This is a genomic window from Novosphingobium sp. KCTC 2891, assembly GCF_025938155.1.
Classification (GTDB): domain Bacteria; phylum Pseudomonadota; class Alphaproteobacteria; order Sphingomonadales; family Sphingomonadaceae; genus Novosphingobium.
Window position 1 is genome coordinate 19,035 of the sequence record NZ_JAPCZG010000011.1, and the last position, 21,772, is coordinate 40,806.

The 21,772-nt window shown below is 62.4% G+C and carries 18 protein-coding genes; 16 read left to right on the forward strand and 2 right to left on the reverse strand.

Annotation, left to right across the window (positions count from 1 at the left end):
* The first annotated feature begins 4 nt into the window (after positions 1 to 4).
* Positions 5 to 451, forward strand: coding sequence for a chromate resistance protein ChrB domain-containing protein (locus OLX02_RS16925; RefSeq protein WP_193829239.1), 447 nt, complete (start codon positions 5 to 7; stop codon positions 449 to 451).
* A 204-nt stretch (positions 452 to 655) separates the two neighbouring features.
* On the opposite strand, the gene OLX02_RS16930 is transcribed toward OLX02_RS16925, so the two are convergent.
* Positions 656 to 1,396, reverse strand: a complete 741-nt coding sequence (locus OLX02_RS16930; RefSeq protein ID WP_193829238.1) for an SDR family oxidoreductase — start codon at positions 1,394 to 1,396, stop codon at positions 656 to 658.
* Positions 1,397 to 1,431: 35 nt separating this feature from the next.
* A complete protein-coding gene (locus OLX02_RS16935; RefSeq protein WP_193829237.1) occupies positions 1,432 to 2,103 on the reverse strand; it encodes a TetR/AcrR family transcriptional regulator in 672 nt (223 codons plus the stop codon).
* A 320-nt stretch (positions 2,104 to 2,423) separates the two neighbouring features.
* Between OLX02_RS16935 and OLX02_RS16940 the strand changes: the two genes are divergently transcribed.
* The 15 genes from OLX02_RS16940 to OLX02_RS17010 all read left to right on the forward strand — a co-directional run bounded on the left by OLX02_RS16940 (position 2,424) and on the right by OLX02_RS17010 (position 21,669).
* A complete protein-coding gene (locus OLX02_RS16940) occupies positions 2,424 to 3,806 on the forward strand; it encodes an aromatic ring-hydroxylating oxygenase subunit alpha (protein ID WP_193829236.1) in 1,383 nt (460 codons plus the stop codon).
* 58 nt (positions 3,807 to 3,864) lie between these two features.
* The gene (locus OLX02_RS16945; protein WP_193829235.1) at positions 3,865 to 6,057 is read left to right on the forward strand and encodes a TonB-dependent receptor; all 2,193 of its coding nucleotides are present in this window, start codon (positions 3,865 to 3,867) and stop codon (positions 6,055 to 6,057) included.
* A 34-nt stretch (positions 6,058 to 6,091) separates the two neighbouring features.
* Positions 6,092 to 6,763, forward strand: coding sequence for a glutathione S-transferase family protein (locus tag OLX02_RS16950; protein ID WP_193829234.1), 672 nt, complete (start codon positions 6,092 to 6,094; stop codon positions 6,761 to 6,763).
* Between the two features lie 5 nt (positions 6,764 to 6,768).
* Positions 6,769 to 7,302, forward strand: a complete 534-nt coding sequence (locus tag OLX02_RS16955; protein ID WP_193829233.1) for a VOC family protein — start codon at positions 6,769 to 6,771, stop codon at positions 7,300 to 7,302.
* Positions 7,299 to 8,078: a ThuA domain-containing protein gene (locus tag OLX02_RS16960; protein WP_193829232.1), complete on the forward strand. Its 780-nt coding sequence runs from the start codon at positions 7,299 to 7,301 to the stop codon at positions 8,076 to 8,078. Before OLX02_RS16955 ends, OLX02_RS16960 begins: the two co-directional genes overlap by 4 nt.
* 744 nt (positions 8,079 to 8,822) lie before the next feature.
* Positions 8,823 to 10,766 (forward strand): PrkA family serine protein kinase, encoded by a 1,944-nt coding sequence (locus tag OLX02_RS16965; protein ID WP_193829231.1) that lies wholly within the window; start codon positions 8,823 to 8,825, stop codon positions 10,764 to 10,766.
* Between the two features lie 21 nt (positions 10,767 to 10,787).
* Positions 10,788 to 12,104 (forward strand): YeaH/YhbH family protein, encoded by a 1,317-nt coding sequence (locus OLX02_RS16970; protein ID WP_193829230.1) that lies wholly within the window; start codon positions 10,788 to 10,790, stop codon positions 12,102 to 12,104.
* A complete protein-coding gene (locus OLX02_RS16975; RefSeq protein WP_193829229.1) occupies positions 12,101 to 13,636 on the forward strand; it encodes a SpoVR family protein in 1,536 nt (511 codons plus the stop codon). Before OLX02_RS16970 ends, OLX02_RS16975 begins: the two co-directional genes overlap by 4 nt.
* Before the next feature lie 869 nt (positions 13,637 to 14,505).
* A complete protein-coding gene (locus OLX02_RS16980) occupies positions 14,506 to 14,652 on the forward strand; it encodes an OmpA family protein (RefSeq protein ID WP_193829228.1) in 147 nt (48 codons plus the stop codon).
* A gap of 205 nt (positions 14,653 to 14,857) precedes the next feature.
* Complete coding sequence (locus tag OLX02_RS16985; protein WP_193829227.1) at positions 14,858 to 15,241, forward strand: hypothetical protein; 384 nt, start codon at positions 14,858 to 14,860, stop codon at positions 15,239 to 15,241.
* A 72-nt stretch (positions 15,242 to 15,313) separates the two neighbouring features.
* Positions 15,314 to 15,580, forward strand: coding sequence for a hypothetical protein (locus tag OLX02_RS16990; RefSeq protein ID WP_193829226.1), 267 nt, complete (start codon positions 15,314 to 15,316; stop codon positions 15,578 to 15,580).
* 134 nt (positions 15,581 to 15,714) lie between these two features.
* Positions 15,715 to 16,944, forward strand: coding sequence for a TolC family protein (locus OLX02_RS16995; protein WP_193829225.1), 1,230 nt, complete (start codon positions 15,715 to 15,717; stop codon positions 16,942 to 16,944).
* On the forward strand, positions 16,941 to 18,170 hold the full coding sequence (locus OLX02_RS17000; RefSeq protein ID WP_230487990.1) for an efflux RND transporter periplasmic adaptor subunit: 1,230 nt from the start codon (positions 16,941 to 16,943) through the stop codon (positions 18,168 to 18,170). Before OLX02_RS16995 ends, OLX02_RS17000 begins: the two co-directional genes overlap by 4 nt.
* A complete protein-coding gene (locus OLX02_RS17005; RefSeq protein ID WP_264424773.1) occupies positions 18,167 to 21,301 on the forward strand; it encodes an efflux RND transporter permease subunit in 3,135 nt (1,044 codons plus the stop codon). The genes OLX02_RS17000 and OLX02_RS17005 overlap by 4 nt, the downstream gene beginning before the upstream one ends.
* Entirely contained in the window at positions 21,298 to 21,669 is a 372-nt protein-coding gene (locus OLX02_RS17010; protein ID WP_193829223.1) for a copper-binding protein, read from the forward strand. The genes OLX02_RS17005 and OLX02_RS17010 overlap by 4 nt, the downstream gene beginning before the upstream one ends.
* Positions 21,670 to 21,772 lie beyond the last annotated feature (103 nt).

Genomic DNA, 21,772 nt, shown 5'->3' on the forward strand with positions numbered 1-21,772 from the left:
AGCGATGAAATGGGTCACCCGTGAGCGGCCGAAGATTGACCGGATTGCCTGCCCGTGGCTGATCCGGCGCTTCATCGAACCCGAGGCCGAGTTCCTCTACGTTCCGGCAGATCAGGTGCTCGACACCGCCGAGACTGAGGGAGCCATTCCATACGACATCCCCGGCGTGGAATTCAGCCATGTCGGGGAGAAATGCAGCTTTGATGCCATCATCGAGAAATATGCGCTGACCGATCCGGCACTCCTTCAACTGGCCGTGATCGTTCGTGGTGCAGACACCTCGCGGCTCGACCTGGCCCCGCAATCGGCGGGCTTGCTGGCGATGTCACTGGGCCTGTCGGCCAATTACGCCAACGATCATGATATGCTCGAACAGGGTATGGTGATGTACGACGCGCTTTATGCCTGGTGCCGGTCTTGCCAGAATGAGGCGCACAATTGGCCACCTTAGGCATTTAGCGGACAAGCGAGCAAAGCAAAACGATAGAAGTGCAGGCTCCATTTCGCTCAATGGGTTCCCTAGATGGCGGCTTTGTCGGCGTCTGCAATCTAGACCCTAGGGTTCATTTCAATTATTCTACCAGGTTTCCCTCTAATATCTTCAGAATCACGACCGCCTAAAGCATAATGTCGAAGGATAGGTCGGATTCCGACATTATCGGGCTGTAAAACCATTGTCGATCACGAGCTCTGCGCCGCTCATGTAACTGGCGTCGTCGGACAGCAGGAAGAGGATGCCAGCTGCAATTTCGTCGGGTTCGGCAAGCCTGCCTGCCGGAAGCAGACTGTTGAGCGCGCCGCGAATTTCGTCCGAGCCTCCGAGCTGGTCGACGATCGCGTCGGCCATTGGTGTCTGGGTGAGCGCGGGGTGGACGGAGTTGACGCGGATACGGCTGGGCATGGCGATCGCTTCGAGCGCGGCGGTCTTGGTCAGCAGTCGGACCGCGCCCTTGCTCGCGGTATAAGCGGCTGCACCGGGCGAGCCGCGCAGGCCTGCGGTCGAGGACAAATTGACGATCGATCCGGTGCCGGCAACCTGCATCGCGCGCATCACGTGCTTGCAGCCGAGGAACGTTCCTTCGACGTTGACGCGCATCACTAACCGGAAATCCTCGATCGTGGTTTCAATAGTCGTGCCCATGCGGATCACGCCGGCCGCGTTGACCAGTCCGTCGATCCGGCCGTCGGAGGCAGTCACCGCTTCAACCAGCGCGATCCAGTCGTCCTCACTTGTGACGTCGCAAATGTGGTCGACCATGCCTGCAAGGCCGCAGGAAGTCAGGTCGGCCCCATGAACGACCGCGCCTTGCGCGACCAGCCGCTCAGCGGTGCGCTTGCCGATTCCAGACGAGGCTCCGGTCACGATCACGACTTTGCCTCCGAAACGCCCGTCCATCCCGCTCTCCTGTCTTTGCTTGTTTTTCTGGAACTTCAGTCCTGCAGCGCATTCCGCAGCACGGTCTTGGCATAGCCGAGCAGGTCCGCGACGACCTCGGGCTGCACCTGACCCGCGAGTTGTCCGTAGGCCATGCCCTCGAGCACATAGTGCGCGATATTGCCCGCCTGCATGACCTGGGGATCGGCGTAGCGCCAGCCGAACGCCTGTCGTGCGGTCTCGTACCAGTCGCGGAGGAAGGCCTGATAGCGGGGCGCGAATTCCTCGGTCAGTTCGGCATCGCTGCGGGCCAGCAGAACGAGTTCCTGGTAGGCGCGGAAATCGCGCTCGTTGAGGTGCTTCCAGTGTGCATCGATGATCTGGCTGGCGACGTCCTCGTCCGGCCCGATCGCCTCGACATCCGCCTTGAACTGGTTCAGGCGGCGCACGTTGATGTACTCGATCACCGCGCACAGCAGGTCGCGACGGGTTGCGAAGTGGTATTGCGCGCCCCCGCGTGAAATTCCCGCGCGGTCTGCAATCACGGCAAACGACAGCTCGTGCGCGGTCCCTTCGAGCAGGCAATCGACCGTTGCTTCGAGGACCCTCAGCCGCATCGTCTCGCTTTTGGCGAGCTGGCGCGCGGAAGGTCCCTCGCTGCGGCGCCGCGGCGCGCGCGGACGCGGAGAAGAATTCGCCTCACCGATCACACCGCCGTTCGAAGTCACGCCCGTCCTTCCCCTTCCGCGGCCTTGCTGCGCTCGCGGGGCATCTGTGCGTCGCCTGTCGCAGGGGCGCAAGTCAAGCCGTCGCCACGGCCCTATCTAAAAAACGAGCGACCTAACAGGTTTTGTTGACAGCCGCCGAAATGCGCATAGTTTCTCAAAAAAAGCTGGCTGGCATGTTTTAATCCGGCGGCGCATTGCGGAGAAATCGAAAGGCACTGCGCGAGCGTACACTGCTTGCGCGGCGACGGGCGCAGCATGCCCGGCCAAAGCCACTTCCCACGATGCTGCCGCCGGGCCGTCCATGAAAGGATTGCCCGAGTATGGCCAAGATAGAAGACCGGATGATCGAGGTGCTGGGTGCCGAGCGCCAGCAGACTCAGGCGCCAGCGTTCGTCCCGCGAAAGCCCATCCCGATGTTGGGCTACCAGCGCATCGACGGCGCGCGTTTCCATTCGCCCGAGTTCATGCAGGCCGAATGGGACCACGTCTGGACCAAGACCTGGAACGTCGCTTGCCATGTCTCGGAACTCGGCGAACCCGGCGAATTTCGTGTCCATACGCTGGGCAAGGAATCGCTGCTGTTCGTGCGCGGCGAGGACGGTGAAATTCGCGGCTTCTTCAACGTCTGCCAGCACCGTGGGAACGTGCTTTGCCAGGTTCAGTCGGGCATGGTCGAGCGATTCACCTGCCCCTATCACGGATGGCAGTGGAACAATGATGGCAGCCTTCACCTGCTGTCGCGGCCCGAACTGTTCGGCCAGTTCAAGGACGGGGTACCGAAGGGCGAACTCGACCTGCCGCCGGTCCGCACAGACACTTGGGGTGGCTGGGTCTGGTTCAACCTCGATCCGTACGCGATCGACTTGCGCAATTTCCTAGGTGAGGCGGGCCGGCACCTCGAAAGCTACGAGCTCGAGAAATTCCAGCTGATCGACCAGGCCACATTCGAATGGAACGGCAACTGGAAGCATGCGCACGATGCTTTCAATGAATCCTACCATTTTGAGACGCTGCACGCCGACTTCATGAACATCACCGAAGGCTACGATGTGCCGATCGAATTGGTGGGCATGCACAGCCGGATGATCAATTTCAACCTGACGGTCAGCGAACTGCTCGGCAATGCCGAGGAGATGACGCCGCTGCGCGAGAAGTTTCTCGGCATCGGCACACAAGTCCCGGCGGACTACCAGGGCAGCTTGCGCGACATTCACCTCGAAGTGATCAAGGCCAAGCGCGCGATCCAGGACCAGACCCACTTGCCCTATCGCCGGATGAACGACGAACAGCTGGTCCACCAGTACCACTACACGTTCTTCCCCGGCACCACCTTCACTCAGACGCCCGAGGGATCGATCGTTTTCCGCTATCGCCCGCACCCGACCGACCCGGCGTTCTGCTACTACGACTTCCTGATCACCGAGCACCGCGCGCCCGGCAGCAAGCCACCCTTGGTGACGCCGCGGTTCTTCCGCCACGACGAACTCGACGACTACGCCGACGCCTTTCCCGACACGTTCGACCCGTTCCTTGCCAACGTGCTCAAGCAGGATGGCTCGAACATGCCGACGATGCAGCAGGGCACCGGCTCATTGGGCTTCCGCGGCATGATCCTGGGCGACCAGGAAGTGCGCATCCGTCATTTCCACCAGCAGATCGATCGCTGCCTGATGGGCGATTATCCATGGCTGCACGCGACCTGAGCGGACCCTGACAACCAACTTATACAAACATCGCATAACGACAAAAAAGGGGAGAGTGATGATGAAGCCTTTGAAGCCCAAGGCATTAGATCGGCGCGCGGAACCGGCGCTGACAGGTTGCGCCAGCGTGCTCGCGCTGTTGCTCGCGGCCAACCCGGCCTACGCCCAGCAGGCGGCGCAGCCGGCACGGGCCGACACGCCGGCGAACCCCGACGATGCCGAGATCATCGTCACCGCGCAGCGCCGCGAACAGACGCTGATGAAAGTGCCGCAGGCGGTCCAAGGCCTGTCGGGTGAGAGCCTCGTCCGCATGGGGGTGACCGACATCCAGTCGGCGATCTCGCTGGTGCCGAGCGCGACCACCGGCTCGACCATCGGCGCAGGCAGCACCACCTACCAGATTCGCGCGATTGCTGCGTCGGAGACTGACGGCGATCCGGCGGTCGGCTACTATCTCGACAATTTCGCCTTCACCATGCCCGGCCGACCATACGCGCCGGCCGCCGACTTCTACGACCTCGAGCGCGTCGAAGTGCTGCGCGGGCCATCGGGCACGCTTTATGGCCTCGGCTCGATCGGCGGCACCATCAAGGTGCTGACCAAGGACCCCGAGCTCGACGGAGTCAGCGGTTCACTACGCGGAACCGGCAGTCTCACCACCGGGGGCAAGCCGGGCTGGTCGGGCGACCAGATGCTTAACCTGCCGATCGTAGACGGTAAGGTCGCGTTGCGCGGAGTGATCAGCTACAAGCGGGTCGGCGGCTATGCCGACATCATCCCGACCGGGGTCAAGAACGACAACCCATCGACCAGCTTCACCGGCAGGCTCAAGCTGCTGGCCAAGCCGACCGACAACCTGACGATCCGCCTTTCCGCCTGGCGCAACAACACCAAACAGCGCTGGTCGAACCGCATCACCTTCTCCGAGCCCGCCAGCATCGATCAGCAGTTCGGCGAAGCGCTGTCGGACTACTGGCTGTTTGCCGGCGACGTCGAATACGACATGGGGTTCGCCACGATCCAGAGCTCGACCGGGCACATCAAGAACACCGTTATTTCGAACAACGGCGGGTTCATTCCGGGCATCGGCAACTTCACCTCGCTGTGGCCGCTGGTCACCAACAACTTTAACGAGGATCTGAGGCTGACCTCGAACGGCGACGGCCCGCTGCAGTATATCGTCGGTTTTTTCTACCAGAACGGCAACACTGCAGGCGGCCAGACCGTGCAGTTGCCTGACTTCCCGGTCGCGCCTGGCGTCATCGGCTTCAACACCGTCAACGACCGCAACCGGCTCTTCAGCAAGGGCTGGGCGGTCTACGGCGAGGCAACTTACTCGACTTTCGACCGCAAGCTCGACCTGACCGTGGGCGGGCGCTACTACAAGGAGCAGCGCCGCTTCGAGGAAGACAGCCAGCTCGAGATCGCCGGCTCCGTCATCCCCAACCGCAGCACCACCCGCGCCAGCCACGATACCTTCAATCCGCGCGTCAACATTGCCTATCACCCTGCCCCCAATGCGATGATCTACGCCGAAGTCGCCAAGGGCTTCCGCAGCGGCTCGATCACTTCAGCCTCGATCATCGGCGCATCGAACGCGGTGCTCGGCACCAGCCTGTCGAACGTCTCGCCGCCCGACACGCTGTGGAACTACGAAGGCGGGCTCAAGGTGGGTCTGTTCGACAACGCAGTGCAACTCGAACTGGCCGGCTACTATGTCGACTGGGCAAAGGCGCAGATCGAGTTGAGCCCCGCGCTCCAGACGATCGTCGCGCAAGTGGGCGACGTGCGCGGCCACGGCATAGAGCCATCGATCACCTGGCGCACTCCGTTGCGCGGCCTGACCCTCAACTTTGCCGGCAACTTCAACTCGACCACGATCCACAACGTGCCTGCCGCGATCGTGGCGCATATCCCACAGTTGAAGGAGGGCAACCAACTCCCCGGCACCGCCAAGACCACCTTCACGCTGGCGGGTTCGTACCAGACCCCGATCGGCGGCAACGGCCTGCAACTGCGGTTGAATGCCCGCTACAGCTACCGTTCGCGCCAGCAGAGTATCTTCAATGGCGCCTACGCCCCCTACAACGGGGTCGGCTACGCGCGGGCGAGCATTGGCAACGATCGGTGGGAAGCGGGCGTTTTCAGCGACAACCTCGGCAATACGGTCGGCCCGCTCGACCGGCCGGGCGGCCAGAACCAAATCGTCTATCCGCGGACAGTCGGCATCTCGTTCGAAGCCCACTACTGATCCTGTTACCGCCTGATCCATTGGGAGGGTGCCAATGATCTTCTACGATTTTGACCTGTTCGCACCCAACCCGTGGATCGCGTGGATCTTCGCGCAGGAGAAAGGAATCGTGCTTGAGCGGCGGTTTCTCGATCTGTTCACGCGTGAGAACAGGCGCGAGCCGTTCGTGTCGCGGGTCAATCCGTTAGGCGAACTTCCTGCGCTTGAACTCGACGACGGAACGGTCATCACCGAAGTCACGCCGATCTGCGAATACCTCGAGGACATCTGTCCGGACCCGCCGTTGATCGGTTCGACGCCCGAGGAGCGGGCGCAGACGCGGATGTGGGTGCGAAGGATCGACCAGAACATCGCCTGGCCGATGGGCGAAGGGTTTACCACGCAGGAGGGCCGGGCGCTGTTCGAAGGCGATCACCAGCTTGACGGCGTCCTGGCAAAGCCGCTGCTCCCGCCCGATGCTGCGCCCATCCTCAAAGCCAAGTCACGTGCCAAGCTGCTGTGGCTCGACCGGCAGATGCAGGGCAAACCCTATGTCTGCGGTGACCGGTTCACGCTGGCCGACATCGTACTCTACTGCTTTCTCCAGTTCGGCGAGAACCACGGCCAGCCGATCCCCGAGGAGGCACCTTGGTCGCGCGATTTCTTCGCGCGGATGAAGGCACGGCCTACGACCTGGCACGAGCCTGCCCCTGCGAACAAAGGATGACGACCATGCACGGCCCGATCATGCAACTCGGCTACGTCGTCGGCGATATCGCCACGAGCGCCGCCAACTGGCGGGCGCGCACCGGCGCAGGTCCGTTCTTCCACTTACCGTCGATGGCCTTCGACCGCTGGACCTTCAATGGCGCGCCTCAGGATCTGGTGCTGCATATCGCCTTTGCCCAGTTCGCCGGCGTCATGGTCGAGCTGATCGAGCCGGTTGGCCCCTGGCCCAACGTCTATGGCGATGCGCCGCTGGCAAAGGGCGCGTGCCGGCCACACCACCATGCGTTCCTTGTCGCCGACCTTGATGCCGCCGCAGCGCATCTCGAGGCGGGCGCGCCTGTGACCACGGGGCAGATCTCCGACAACGCCCAATTGCGCTATTACGATTGCCGCGACACGCTGGGCCTGCTGGTCGAGGTGATCTCGGACACGCCCGACACGCGCGCCTTCTTTGACGTTGCCCGGCAGGGTGCAGAACGATGGGACGGCGCCGGCCCAGTGCTGCGTCCACTTCCCGCCATGGGAGACACCGCATGAGCGATCCTATTCGCATCCACCTCGTCACCGGCGGCAAGTATCACGATTTCGATCTGGCGCGCCGTGTCCTGTTGGACCTGATGGCAGAGGACGACCGCATCCGGGTGCGCTGCGCTGCAGACTTTTCCGGGATTACGGACCTGTCAGCGTTTGCCGGGGTGATACTCTATACCTGCGACCTCATGCCCTCGGACGCTGAGGCCCGGGCCCTGACCGACTTCGTCGCAGATGGCGGCAAGTTGTTCGCGCTCCACGGCGCCAATGCTGGGCTGGAATTTACGGATGGGCCAGAGATCGTCGCCAGCGGGGTCCGCATTCCGGGACTGGTGAAACCCACGGCCGAAACCGTTGCCCCCGCGTTCATGGAGTTGCTGGGCAGCCGCTTTGTCGCGCACTTGGCGGCCCAGCCGATGCACATCCACGTCGAGGATGCAGCCCATCCGATCACGCAGGGCCTGCAGGACTTTACCGTGATCGACGAGCCCTACATCGCCCAGCCGATTTGCGATTATAGAACTCTGCTTTCGGCTCGCTACAAAGGCGAGGCGCCGGGCTATCTCTTGGGACAGTGGGACGACGACCCGCCGCGGCCGCAGCTTTACGTTCGTGCCCATGGCAAAGGCGAAGTGGCCTATTCGCCGCTCGGCCACGCTTGCGGACGCTTCGACGCCCGCCCGCTGATGGACGAGGCGCCGGTTGTCCGAGGGCCATGGGACAGTGCGCCGTTTCAGGAGTTGTTGCGACGCGCAATTGGATGGATAGCCGGTTCGCGGTAGTGCGAGCCCTTACCCACCTGCGTCAGGAAATCCACGATTGGAGTGCATCGTTGCAGATCTATGCGCCAATTGGGACGACAGCTAACCGCCTTTGCACACTCAAACGAAACCTTCGGAGCGAGCCCGTCCCGTTCTGGTCGATCTCGCTCGACGTGATATGCAGCGCCCCGCACCTTTCTGTTCTGGCCCCTCGCTGTACGAGAGGCGATCGCCACCAGTGCCGCGTTCAGAACCCAGAGCATTGCTTGCTCTCGAATCGGGCAAGCGGATCGGAGGTGGGACAGACGAGTCCCGCCATTCGGTATGCACAGTTGAGAAGCACGAAACCGCGCACGATCGGAACTTGGGGTCCGCATCGTCGAGCGACAACTGCGGGCCAACCAGCACGCGCACTTCACCGATTGGGCCAGTGGGCGCGCTGCTCAGACGGACAATGGCGGTCGCGGCGCAGAATAGGTGCGTGGGAATGTCGATATCCGGCGTGGTTTCAGACTGTTGAATGACTGCATCAGCCAGTCAGCATTTTATAGGCGGGGATTCGCCGGTGCGAAGCACGCAGGTCTGCCTCGTTCGTGAACCGGGACGAAAGGTTGTCTCGGAAGGACGATAACTCGCAAATAGGGACTGCTGGGATGGACTTGGCAGTCGCTTCCGGAAGGCTCGGTAGCACTTGAAACGCTGGCGAGGGTCCGAACAAAGGCGTATATTATGTTCGCTCACAAACCTTTAGAAGGGGAGCGACCGATGGCTGAAAGCGATCTGTTTTCCGATTTCATGCGGAAGTTCGATCAACAGCGTCAGACAGAAATGTCGCTGGAAGATTACCTTGTCGCGTGCCGCAAGGATCCGCTGATGTATGCCAGCGCGCCGGAAAGGCTGCTGGCCGCGATCGGGGAACCGCAGATCGTGGATACGGCACAGGATCAGCGCCTCGGCCGGATCTTCATGAACCGGACCATCAGGATCTATCCCAGCTTCTCCTCCTTTTATGGCATGGAGCAGACGATCGAGCAGATCGTGAGCTTCCTGCGCCATGCCTCGCAGGGGTTGGAGGAGCGCAAGCAGATTCTCTACCTGCTCGGGCCGGTGGGTGGCGGCAAGTCGTCGCTGGCCGAACGGCTGAAGTCGCTGATGGAAAAGAATCCCATCTATGCGCTGAAGGCCGGCGACGAAATCAGCCCGATCTTCGACGCTCCGCTCTCGCTGTTCGACAGTGATCTCCACGGCCCGATGATCGAGGACCGGTACGGCATTCCGCGCCGCCGCCTGACGGGGATGGTCAGCCCATGGTGTCGCAAGCGGCTGGACGAGTTCGGCGGAGACATCACGCGGTTCCGGGTCGTGCGGCTGATGCCCTCGCAAATGCGGCAGATCGCCGTATCCAAGACCGAGCCGGGGGACGAGAACAACCAGGACATTTCCTCGCTGGTGGGCAAGGTCGATATCCGCAAGCTGGAAATGCTGTCGCAGAACGACCCCGATGCCTACAGCTATTCGGGCGGGCTCAACCGCGCGAACCAGGGCATTCTCGAATTCGTCGAGATGTTCAAGGCGCCGATCAAGATGCTGCATCCGCTGCTGACGGCGACGCAGGAGGGCAATTACATCGGCACCGAGAACATCGGCGGCATCCCGTTCACCGGGGTGATCATGGCCCATTCCAACGAAAGCGAATGGCAGAATTTCAAGAACAACAGGAACAATGAAGCCTTCATCGACCGCATCTTCGTGATCAAGGTGCCCTATTGCCTGCGCACCACCGAAGAGCGGCAGGTCTATGAAAAGCTGCTGCGCGAATCCGAACTGGCATCGGCCCCGTGCGCACCGGGCACGCTCGACATGCTGGCGCGCTTCTCGGTGCTGACACGCCTGCGCGAACACGAAAATTCCAGCCTTTATTCGAAGATGCGCGTCTACAATGGCGAAATGCTGCGGGAGATCGACCCGCGTGCCAAAAGCTTGCAGGAATACCGCGACGCCGCCGGCGTGGACGAAGGCATGTCGGGCATCTCCACGCGTTTTGCCTTCAAGGCGCTGTCGGCCACGTTCAATCACGACACCATCGAGATCGCGGCGGACCCCGTCCATCTGATGTATGTGCTGGAAGGGATGATACGGCAGGAACAGTTCCCGGCCGAAACCGAGGCCCGTTACCTTGAATTCGTGAAGGGCGAACTTGCCCCGCGCTATGCCGAATTCATCGGCAATGAGATCCAGAAGGCCTATCTCGAATCCTACAACGACTACGGGCAAAATCTGTTCGACCGCTATGTCGCTTATGCCGATGCCTGGATCGAGGATCTCGATTTCAAGGACCCCGACACCGGGCAACTGCTCAACCGCGAGGTGATCGACCAGGAACTGTCCAAGACCGAAAAGCCCGCCGGCATCGCCAACCCCAAGGACTTCCGCAACGAGGTAGTGAAGTTCGCACTGCGCATGCGCGCCGCCAACGAAGGCCGTAACCCCGCTTGGACATCGTACGAGAAGATCCGCGAGGTCATCGAAAAGCGCATGTTCAGCCAAGTGGAAGACCTGCTGCCGGTGATCAGCTTCGGGTCCAAGAAGGATGGCGAAAGCGCCAAGAAGCACAGCGAATTCGTGGAGCGGATGATCGTGCGCGGCTACACCGAACGGCAGGTCAGGCGCCTTGTGGAATGGTACATCCGGGTGAAGCAGGCAGGCTGATGGAGGCGCGATAGCAGCACCATGCACATCGTCGACCGCCGCCTGAACCCCGGAGGGAAAAGCCTGGTCAACCGCCAGCGGTTCCTGCGGCGGGCGCGGGCGGCGGTACAGCAGGCGGTCCGCCAGAGCATCAAGGACCGCAGCATCAAGGAGATCGATCGCGAAGGCCAGATCAGCATCCCGCGCGACAGCATCCACGAACCGACGCTGCACCGCACCAGCCATGGCGGCAACCGCGAACGGGTTCTGCCGGGCAACCGCGATTACCTGGAAGGCGACAGGATCCCCAGGCCGTCGGGGCAATCCGGCGGCGGGTCCAGCGCGGGGACCGGCGATGGCGAGGACGATTTCCGCTTCGTCCTCACGCGCGAGGAATTTCTCGAACTGTTCCTCGACGATCTCGAATTGCCCGATCTCGCCAAGCGCAAGCTGAAGGGCGAGGCGTCAAGCACGCCGCGCCGCGCGGGCTATACCACGGTCGGTTCGCCGTCGAACCTCTCGGTTCCCCGCACGATGCAGAAGGCAATGTCGCGCCGTCTGGCGCTGCGCCGCCCCGGCCGCGCCGACCTGGAACGGATAGAGGAGGAAATCGCCCAGGTGGAGGCGCACCAACCCGCGCAGGATGGGGATGCCGAACGGCTGGAGCAGCTCCGCGAAGAACACCAGCGCCTGCTGCGCCGACGCGCGCTGATCGCCTACATAGACCCCGTCGACTTGCGCTATCGCCGGTTCGAGGCCACGCCGCGTCCGATTGCCCAGGCGGTGATGTTCTGCCTGATGGACGTGTCCGGTTCGATGAGCGCGCACATGAAGGATCTGGCCAAGCGGTTCTTCGCGCTGCTCCACCTGTTCCTGACCCGCAGCTACGAATACGTCGAGGTTGTGTTCATCCACCACACCGACCACGCCGCAGAGGTGGACGAACAGACCTTCTTCCATTCGACCGTATCTGGCGGGACGGTCGTTTCCAGCGCGCTGGAGGAAATGCTGGCGGTCGTCTCCGCCCGTTATCCGCCCGATGACTGGAATATCTATGTTGCCCAGGCGTCCGACGGCGACAACATCAACAACGATAATCCCAAGACGGCCCGGCTGATGCGCGAGGATATCCTGCCGATCTCCCAGTACGTCGCCTATATCGAGGTCGGCGCCGAGGAGCGGCCGGTGGACGATGGAGGCAAGAGTTCGCTGTGGTCGGCTTACGAGGAACTTCAGGCCACATCGCGCCACTTCGCCATGCGCAAGGTCCATCATCGCACTGAAATATATCCCGTGCTGCGTGAACTGTTCCAGCGCAGGAGCGCGGACGAACGGGACCGCGCGAAAGGACGGTCATGACCATGGCGCGTGCTGACCGTCCGTTGTTCGAAGGGAGCGACTGGAACTTCGACCTGATCCAGCGGATCTACGACGCGGTCGAAACGATCGCGCTCACTGATTTTCACCTGGATGTCTATCCGAACCAGATCGAGGTGATCAGCGCCGAACAGATGCTCGATGCCTATGCCTCCACCGGCATGCCGCTGTTCTACAAGCACTGGTCGTTCGGCAAGCAGTTCGTCGCCAACGAGATGCTCTATCGCAAGGGATTGCGCGGGCTGGCGTATGAACTGGTGATCAATTCCGACCCCTGCATCAGCTATATCATGCAGGAAAACAGCGCGACCATGCAGACGCTGGTGATCGCGCATGCCGCATTCGGTCACAACCACTTCTTCAAGAACAACTACTCCTTCCGGCAATGGACCGATGCCACAGGCATTCTCGATTACCTCGAGTTCGCCAAATCCTATATCGCCCACTGCGAGGAACGGTATGGCGAGGCAGCTGTGGAGCGGCTTCTCGATGGCGCGCACGCCCTGATGCACCAAGGCGTGCACCGCCATCCCCGCGTGCGGAGCCGGGATCTGAAGCTGGAAGCGGCGCGCGAGGCCGAACGGCAAGCCTATCGTGACAAGATCTACGACGATCTCTGGCGCACCTTGCCAGCCAGCACCAGGGCGCCCGAGGCCACCGACGGTCACCGGCGCAGGGCACTCAACCTGCCGCAGGAAAACATCCTCTATTTTCTCGAAAAGACCGGCCCCGCGCTAGAGCCCTGGCAACGTGAAATCCTGCGGATCGTCCGCCTGATCGCGCAATATTTCTATCCCCAGCGCCAGACCAAGGTGATGAACGAGGGCTGCGCCACCTGGTGCCACTACCAGATCATGACCAAGCTGCACGAACGCGGCCAGATCACCGACGGATCGTTCCTCGAATTCCTCCAGTCGCATACCAACGTCGTCAATCAGCCGACCTTCGATTCCGGGCATTTCTCGGGCTTCAATCCCTACACGCTCGGTTTCGGCATCATGGAGGACATGGCGCGAATTTGCCGGAATCCGACCGACGAGGATCGCGAATGGTTCCCCGCTTTTGCGGGCAAGGGCGATGTGAACGGCGTTTTGCAGGACGCCTGGGCCAATTACCGCGACGAAAGCTTTATCACGCAGTTTCTCAGCCCCCACATGATCCGCAAATGGCGGCTTTTCCAGGTGACCGACCGGCAATCGGAAGCCGCATTGAGCGTCGCGGCGATCCACGACGAACGCGGTTACCGCCGCATCCGCCGGGCGCTGGCGCGCGAATACGACATCGGGCGGCAGGAACCCGACATCCAGATTGTCGATGTCGATCTCGCGGGCGATCGCACGCTGATGCTGGAACACAGCGTGGCCGATGGCGTGCTGCTGGACGAACGCGATGCGGCGATGGTGTTGCAGAACCTTGCCAATCTCTGGCGTTACGAGGTCGTGCTCATCGAACTGGACGCACAGGATCGCAAGGTTCTGAAAACCCATCGGCTGAAGCCCGCGCTCCTGCAATGACCTTGGCCTTGAGCGCAAGGCCCGCCGGGAATCCCGTTTCCTTCCCCGGAAAAGAAGCGTATTGTTCGCGGCCGGATGAATCGCGCTGGCGCGGCCGCCGTTTCCCGATGCTGCGGCAGCACGAGGCCAGGCCAAGCTGGAGTTTGCCGCATGGACCAAGCGGACCATCAAGCCCATTGTCTGGAACGGGCACGCATGCACGATAGACTGGCGGCCAGCACAAACGATACGGCCGCGCGCCAGATGCATCAGGCAATGGCGGCGGAATTCCGGCGCCGTGCCAGCTGGCCCGGAGAGGGCGACCCCATGCAACCGCCCTCCCGTGGGCCAATACTCGAGATGTATCCAAGCCAACATTAACACTGGCCGTCCGTGCCGGTGGATCTGTCTGGCTTGGTGGGGCGGCGTCCACGGAGGAGCGGGCGTTGCTTGGTCGGTTGCGCGTGAGACCGATCGATTTGCGGCCAGAGCCTATTGCTGGCGGCGAAGCCTTTCGGGTAAAGTTTCTGCTGCTCCGGATCGCTTCTTCGAAGAACTACTACTGACGGCGGCAATGATATCGTCAGTAAGACGGGCGCCTGATTTAAAACTTGCGCAAATCTTGGTCGCTCACACAATCAACCGCGAAGAGCAGAGCGTTATCCTTAATAAATTTATTACTATCAATAACTTGTTATATTTCCGGGTTTTCATCGATATTATCCGCCGGAAAACGCATTAAATCGGCCACGTAATCCGTTCTTCCTACGAGCCACTGATCAGTGGATGTCGTTTGCTTCGGGAAGGATTTGCGACGCGTCAGCCTACGTCGACCGTCAATATTGGGCGTTCGAAGATGAACTGCGCGGACGCTCAATCGCTATCCCGCGATGTATGTAGATGTAAACGGTCACACAGATGCGATCGGCTCCTACGGGTATTACCAGGCACTTTCGGAAAGACGCGCAGGAGCGGTCGCCGACTATCTGGCAGACCGCTCCGTCATGTCCGGACGTCTGCATGTCGAAGGATTTTGAAAGACCGAGCCAATTGCCTCCAACGCAACGACTTTGGGGCGCGCTGCAAACCGCCGGGTCGAGATCGTGCTGACGACCTATATCTCCTGAGCGTAGGCTGCGACCGGATCTCGGTATTTTCCGTCCAGAAATATATTGACGGGGACACACCCCGTACGGTCCGCAAAAGTTTGACACGAGAGCGCCAGACAGCGAGAAGAACCTCGTGAACGCATGGCGCTCCTGGCTGCTCCTTTTTGGAGTGATTTTTGGCCTTCTCGGCCAAGAGGCCGTATTTGCCCGGGCGATACCTGATGCGATGGCAAATCAGTCGCAGACTTCGGCATCGCAAACTGCAAGGCGCGTTGATTGCGTAGAAATGAGGGGCTTGGCCAAGCGCCAGTCGCAATCATCGGAAAAACCCTGTGAGGGCAAGAATCTCGACTGCATGGCAAAGATGGGATGCGCGGCGCCTCTGGCACTGCTTCCTCCGCTTCCCTTCGATACGTCCTCCCAGTTCCGCACGACCGTACCGCGGGTAATGCCCGTTGCGGTGATGATTGGCCGCGACATCGCTCCTGAACCTGAACCACCCGCACACCTTGGCTGAATTCTAATGAACGCCGCGAGTTCTGCTGACTGCTCGCGGTGCCATCTGCAAATTCAATCAAGGATATTCGACATGAAGACGATTCTGACGCTCGCCGCTGTCGCGGCGGCGCTCTCCACCGCATCGGTGGCTTCCGCCCATGACGCCAGCAACGGTCATTGGGATTGGCGTGATCAGTCATCTTTCGGCCCCCGGTCGATTGCCTACCCGCCCAATCCGGTCTGGGTGAAGGACACCGCCCCCGCGATGGCTAGCTGCAACTGCTCCATGATGAAGGCGGATAGCGCCAAACGCATGATGGGCATGTCCGGCAAGAGCCATTCGCCGTCGGCCAGCTAGCACTATCGCCTGGCCGAAAACGAGAAAATGAGGGCCAGGCGCACGGCACCGGCAGGGTCATCCCCTTCGCCGGTGCCGTGTTAGCTGCAAGCCCTCATTGGACGTCGAACCGGCCATCGTATTCGGGGCTCCCCATGCGAAAAAAATTCATCGCGCCCTTGCTGGCGCTGGTACCGGGCGTTGCCGCGGCCGAGCCTTTGACGTTCGAAGCGGCTGTGCAACGCGCGATGCAGGCTGCCCCATCGGTGCAGGCCCAACAAGCCAGCGTTCAGGCCCGGCGGTCGGCTGCTGTAGCCGCCGGTCAATTGCCCGATCCCACGCTGAATGCGGGCTTCGACAACTTTCCCGTTACAGGGCCTCCCGCGTTCAGCCTCACTCGCGAAAGCATGACGATGGCGCGGGTGGGCATCGAGCAGGCTTTCCCCAATCCGGCAAAGCGTGCGGCCGAGCGCTCGCGCGCGGCGGCCGACATGGCGTTCGCCGAAAGCGGCCTTGCCATGGAGCAACAAAACGTCCGTCTGGAAACGGCGCTCGCGTGGATCGACCTCTACTACGGGACGCGGCGGCTCGCCCAGTTGCAGGCCCTGGATTCGAGCCTGCATGATCTTCAGGCGACTGTCTCGGCAAGGCTGGCTTCGGGTTCGTCCCGTCCCGCAATGGCGCTCGAACCCGATCAGCTGCGCGCGGCGGTGAATGATCGGCGTAGCGAGCTGACGGCAGATATCGGGCGAGCCAGGGCGCGGTTGACACGCTACACCGGGGTGCAGGACGCAGATGTCTTGGGACTGCCGCCTGTGCCGACCGTCGACAGGGCCGCGCTGGTAACGGGGTTGGCAGCGCTTCCGAAGCTGCAGGCCCTCGACGCGGCCGTGGGCGGGATGAAAGCTGACTCGTCGATGGCACGTGCCGCGAAACGGCCGGACTGGCGGGTGAGCGCAAGCTATGGCCGCCGCAATCCCGCCTATGGCGACATGGTTTCGCTGGGCGTGAGTATCGACCTGCCGGTGTTCGGCAGAAAACGGCAGGATCCGAAGATTGCCGCGGCGGCGAGCGAGGAGACGCAAGCGCGGTTCAACCGCGTCGCAGCGGAACGGGAACTGGTCGCCTCGCTCGACAGCGACCTGGCCGACCAGGAGATGCACATGGCACGCCTCGACAACGCACGCCAGGTGCTGGTGCCACTCGCAAGGCGGCGCGCGGAACTGGACATGGCCAGCTATGCCGCCGGAAAGCTCGATCTCGGCAGCGCCCTGCTGTCGTCGCTGGCGTTGGCCGAAGCTGAAGTCGATGCACTGTCCCGCGAAGCGGACGTCGCGCGCGATGCCGTGCGCATTGCCTATACCTATGGGGGAGTTCGGCCATGATGCTGAACAATATGAATGCGGCGCGCCTTGGCGCCGGCGTGCTGGCCATCGCGCTGGTTGCGGGTGGCGGCGGTTATTGGCTGGGGCGACTGTCTCCCGCGCAGGAGGGCGCCCAGCCCACGCTAACGGGCCGCAAGATACTCTACTGGTACGACCCGATGGTGCCGGCCGAGCACTACGATAATCCCAATTCGCTCTCGTCGATGGGCATGAAGACCATACCCAAGTATGCCGATGAAGCCCCGGACACGGGACCCGGCATTGCCGTCGATGCCGGCGCCAGCCAGAGTCTTGGCCTGCGCGTTGCCACGGCGGAGGCCGGCACCTTGCCGTCTGGGCTGACCGTCACCGGAACCATCGACTTCAACCAGCGAAGCGTCGCCAATGTGCAAGCGCGTTCGGGCGGCTTCGTTACGCGCGTTTATGGGCGGGCGCCGGGTGATGTGATCGCTGCCGGAGCCCCGATTGCCGATCTGCAACTGCCGGAATGGGGCGGCGCGCAGGGCGAATACCTCGCGGTCCGCAAGCTCGGCCGAGCCGACCTGACCACCGCGGCCCGTCAGCGGTTGCGGCTGCTGGGCATGTCCGATTCGCTGATTGGCGCGGTGGAACGCACCGGGCGCCCCAACGGCACGGTGACGATCCGCACGCCAGTCGGCGGGGTGATCCAGGCGCTCGATGTCCGCGCCGGGATGACCGTTGCGGCTGGGCAAAGCCTCGCGCAGGTAAGCGGGATCGGCACGGTGTGGCTTAATGCGGCGGTCCCTGAAACACAGGCCGGCATGGTTCGCGTTGGTCAGGCCGCGAGCATGACGCTTGCCGCGTTCCCCGGGGAAACCTTTATCGGACGCGTCATCGCGATCCTGCCGGCCGCCCAGACCGAAAGCCGGACCCTGACCGCTCGCATCGAACTGGCCAATCGCGGCGGCAGGCTGCGTCCGGGCATGTTTGCTGCGGTGGCGTTTGCCGGAGACGGCGGGCCAGCGCTTCTCATCCCTAGCGAGGCGGTCATCCGCACCGGGGCCCGGACGCTGGTGATGCTGGCCTTGCCGGATGGTCGCTACCGTCCGGCCGAGGTGCGGATCGGGCGTGACAGCAACGGCAAGGCCGAAGTGCTGGCGGGGCTTGCCGCCGGCGAGAAAGTCGTGGCCTCGGGCCAGTTCCTGCTCGATTCCGAAGCCAGCCTGTCGGGGGTCGAAGCGCGCCCCCTCGGAGGCGGTCGATGATCGCCGCGATCATTCGCGCATCGGTCAGGGCGCGCAATCTCGTGCTTGGTGCGGCGCTGGTGCTGACCATGCTTGGCATCGCCGCGGTTCGCACGACGCCGGTCGATGCTTTGCCCGACCTGTCCGACGTGCAGGTCATCATCCGCACCAGCTGGCCGGGCCAGGCGCCGCAGATCGTCGAGAACCAGGTCACAACCCCGGTCGCCTCGATGATGCTGTCGGTCCCCGGTGCGCGCGTGGTGCGTGGCTATTCGTTCACCGGAGACAGCTTCGTCTATGTTCTGTTCGACGACAGCACGGACCTCTACTGGGCACGCAGCCGCGTTCTTGAATATCTCAGCCAGGTGCAGAGCCGCCTGCCGGAAGGGGCCAGGCCCTCGCTCGGTCCCGACGCGACAGGGGTTGGCTGGGTCTACGAATATGCGCTGGTTGACCGGACCAGACGGCATGACCTGTCGCAGCTGCGCTCGTTGCAGGACTGGTTCCTGCGTTATGAGCTGAAGACCGTTCCCGGTGTGGCCGAGGTCGCCAGCATTGGCGGGATGGTCAAGGAATACCAGATCCTCGTCGATCCGGCGAAGCTTGCCGCCTATGGCGTCACCGGCGACGAGGTGGCCGAAGCGATCCGCCGCGCGAACCAGGAAGTCGGCGGTTCGAGCGTGGAGATGGCCGGGGCCGAATATACCGTGCGGGCAAGTGGCTACCTGAAGTCGCTTGATGACTTTCGCTCCGTTCCGATCCGCACCACTGCGGGAGGCGTGCCGGTCATGGTCGGCGATGTGGCAACGATCCAGCTTGGTCCGGAGATGCGGCGCGGCATTGCGGAACTGAACGGGCAAGGCGAGGTCGCAGGCGGTGTCATCGTCATGCGGCAGGGCCAGAATGCCCGGGACGTCATTGCCGGTGTGCGCGGGAAGCTGGAGGAGCTGAAGAACAGCCTTCCACCCGGGGTCGAGGTGGTTACCACCTATGATCGCTCGGGGTTAATCGATCGCGCGGTCGAGAACCTCACCGGCAAGCTGTTCGAAGAGTTCCTGATCGTTGCGGCCGTCTGCGCGCTGTTCCTGTGGCACGCGCGCTCGGCGCTCGTTGCGATCCTCACACTGCCGCTCGGAATCCTCATCGCGTTCATCGCGATGCGGCTGCAGGGCCTAAACGCCAATATCCTCTCGCTGGGCGGGATCGCCATTGCCATCGGGGCCATGGTCGACGCGGCCGTGGTCATGATCGAGAATGCGCACAAGCATCTCGAACGCTGGCGGCATGACCATGCGGATGCGGAGGCCGACCCAGCCACGCGCTGGGCCCTGGTGACGGCCGCCGCCGCCGAAGTCGGACCGGCGCTGTTTCTCAGCCTGCTGATCATCACGTTCTCGTTCCTGCCCATCTTCACGCTTCAGGGACAGGAAGGCCGGCTGTTTTCGCCGCTTGCCTTCACCAAGACTTATGCGATGGCGGCAGCAGCGCTGCTTTCGATCACGCTGATCCCGGTGCTGATGGGGCTGCTGATCAAGGGAAGGATTCCGAGCGAGGAGGCCAATCCGCTCAACCGGACGCTGACACGGCTATATCGTCCGATCATCGACCGAGTGCTCGAACGTCCGAAACAGACGCTGTTCATCGCTTTGCTGGTCTTTGCCACCAGCCTTTGGCCGCTTTCGCGGATCGGCGGGGAGTTCCTGCCGCAGATGAACGAGGGCGACCTGCTTTACATGCCATCGGCCCTGCCGGGTCTGTCCGCGGCGCAGGCGGGGCACTTGCTCCAGCAGACCGACCGGCTGATCAAGACGGTGCCCGAGGTGGAAAGCGTGTTCGGTAAAGCCGGGCGGGCAGACAGTGCGACCGACCCTGCACCATTTGAGATGTTCGAGACCACCATCCGCTTCAAGCCCCGCGACCAGTGGCGGCCCGGCATGACACCGGCCAAGCTGATCGAGGAACTCGACGCGCGGGTAAAGGTGCCCGGTCTTGCCAACTTCTGGATCCCGCCGATCCGCAACCGGATCGACATGTTGGCGACAGGCGTGAAAAGTCCCATCGGTATCAAGGTTGCCGGTTCGAACCTATCCGATATCGACCGGACCGCGCAGACCATCGAGGGCGTGGTGAAAACGGTGCCCGGCGTGACCTCCGCGCTGGCCGAGCGGTTGACCGGTGGCCGTTACATCGACGTCGATGTGAACCGTGCGGTCGCCGCGCGCTATGGCCTCAATGTGGCCGATGTGCAGGCAGTGGTTTCTGGTGCCATCGGCGGCGAGCGCATCGGCGAAACGGTAGAGGGCCTCGGCCGCTATCCGATCAGCGTGCGCTATCCCCGCGAATTGCGCGACAGCACGGACAAGCTCGTAAACCTGCCGGTGCTGACGCCCTCGCGTCAGCAAATAACGCTGGGCACCGTCGCCTCGATCCGCGTCAGCGATGGGCCGCCCATGCTTCGCAGCGAGAACGGCCGTCCAGTCACCTGGATCTACGTCGATGGGCGCGACAGCGACATGGCCTCGCTGGTCGAATCCATCAACCAGGCCATAACCGCCAGGGTGCAACTGCCGCCGGGTGTGAGCATATCCTACACCGGGCAGTACGAATTTCTGGTCCGGGCGAAGGAGCGGATGAAGCTGGTTATCCCAGTGACCCTCGCGATCATCTTTGCGCTGCTATACCTGACTTTCCGGCGATGGGACGAGGCACTGCTGATCATGGGCACGCTGCCGTTCGCACTCACCGGTGGATTGTGGCTGCTTTACTGGCTCGGCTACGATCAATCGGTTGCAACCGCGGTTGGCTTCATCGCGGTCGCAGGCGTCGCAGCCGAGTTTGGCGTGGTCATGCTTATCTATCTCAAGCACGCGCTGGATGAACGCACCGATGGTGATGTCGCTGCTGCCGTCCGCGAAGGTGCGCTGCTGCGCGTGCGGCCCAAGGCGATGACCGTCGCGGTGATCCTCGCGGGCCTGCTCCCGGTTCTCGTCGGCAGCGGGGCGGGATCGGAAGTCATGAGCCGGATTGCCGCTCCCATGGTGGGCGGCATGCTTACCGCGCCCTTGCTGTCCATGCTCGTCATTCCGGCGGCGTACCTCCTGTTGCGCCGCCGAACTCATCCAACCAATCACCCCCAAGGAGAATTGAAATGATCAGAACCATGACCGTTGCCGCGGGCCTCGCGCTCGCTGCCGCACTTGCCGGTTGCCAGAAGCAGGCCGAAGCCCCGGCCCCGGCACCAAGCGGTTCGATGATGTCGGGCAGCATGGGCACCATGCCAATGGCCGGAGCGATGAAGCGCGGTCAGGCTACTGGCACCGTGACCGCGATCGATGCCGCCAAGGGCAGGATCACGCTCGACCACGGTCCGATGATGGGTCTGAACTGGCCAGCCATGAAGATGGGCTTCACGGCAAAGCCGGAGCAACTGGCCGGCCTGAAGATCGGGGACAAGGTGGACTTCGAGATCGACTGGGATGGCAAGGCCGGAATGATCACGAAAGTTCGCAAGGTCAACTGAAGCAGCGCGACCGGTGATGGATTCACGCCCCTTGCCGGTCGTGACTGAATTTTTGGGTGCTATTTGTCCTTATTGGGAAATATTGTCACATATTAATATTATA

Bases quoted from the DNA above. Each gene is read 5' to 3' on its own strand.
- OLX02_RS16950 (WP_193829234.1), top strand. From the start codon at position 6,092: ATGATCTTCTACGATTTTGACCTGTTCGCACCCAACCCGTGGATCGCG.
- OLX02_RS16995 (WP_193829225.1), top strand. From the start codon at position 15,715: ATGCGAAAAAAATTCATCGCGCCCTTGCTGGCGCTGGTACCGGGCGTT.
- OLX02_RS16930 (WP_193829238.1), bottom strand. From the start codon at position 1,396: ATGGACGGGCGTTTCGGAGGCAAAGTCGTGATCGTGACCGGAGCCTCG.
- OLX02_RS16990 (WP_193829226.1), top strand. From the start codon at position 15,314: ATGAAGACGATTCTGACGCTCGCCGCTGTCGCGGCGGCGCTCTCCACC.
- OLX02_RS16925 (WP_193829239.1), top strand. From the start codon at position 5: ATGAAATGGGTCACCCGTGAGCGGCCGAAGATTGACCGGATTGCCTGC.
- OLX02_RS16970 (WP_193829230.1), top strand. From the start codon at position 10,788: ATGCACATCGTCGACCGCCGCCTGAACCCCGGAGGGAAAAGCCTGGTC.
- OLX02_RS16955 (WP_193829233.1), top strand. From the start codon at position 6,769: ATGCACGGCCCGATCATGCAACTCGGCTACGTCGTCGGCGATATCGCC.
- OLX02_RS16940 (WP_193829236.1), top strand. From the start codon at position 2,424: ATGGCCAAGATAGAAGACCGGATGATCGAGGTGCTGGGTGCCGAGCGC.
- OLX02_RS16945 (WP_193829235.1), top strand. From the start codon at position 3,865: ATGATGAAGCCTTTGAAGCCCAAGGCATTAGATCGGCGCGCGGAACCG.
- OLX02_RS16960 (WP_193829232.1), top strand. From the start codon at position 7,299: ATGAGCGATCCTATTCGCATCCACCTCGTCACCGGCGGCAAGTATCAC.
- OLX02_RS17005 (WP_264424773.1), top strand. From the start codon at position 18,167: ATGATCGCCGCGATCATTCGCGCATCGGTCAGGGCGCGCAATCTCGTG.
- OLX02_RS16965 (WP_193829231.1), top strand. From the start codon at position 8,823: ATGGCTGAAAGCGATCTGTTTTCCGATTTCATGCGGAAGTTCGATCAA.
- OLX02_RS17010 (WP_193829223.1), top strand. From the start codon at position 21,298: ATGATCAGAACCATGACCGTTGCCGCGGGCCTCGCGCTCGCTGCCGCA.
- OLX02_RS17000 (WP_230487990.1), top strand. From the start codon at position 16,941: ATGATGCTGAACAATATGAATGCGGCGCGCCTTGGCGCCGGCGTGCTG.
- OLX02_RS16975 (WP_193829229.1), top strand. From the start codon at position 12,101: ATGACCATGGCGCGTGCTGACCGTCCGTTGTTCGAAGGGAGCGACTGG.
- OLX02_RS16980 (WP_193829228.1), top strand. From the start codon at position 14,506: ATGTATGTAGATGTAAACGGTCACACAGATGCGATCGGCTCCTACGGG.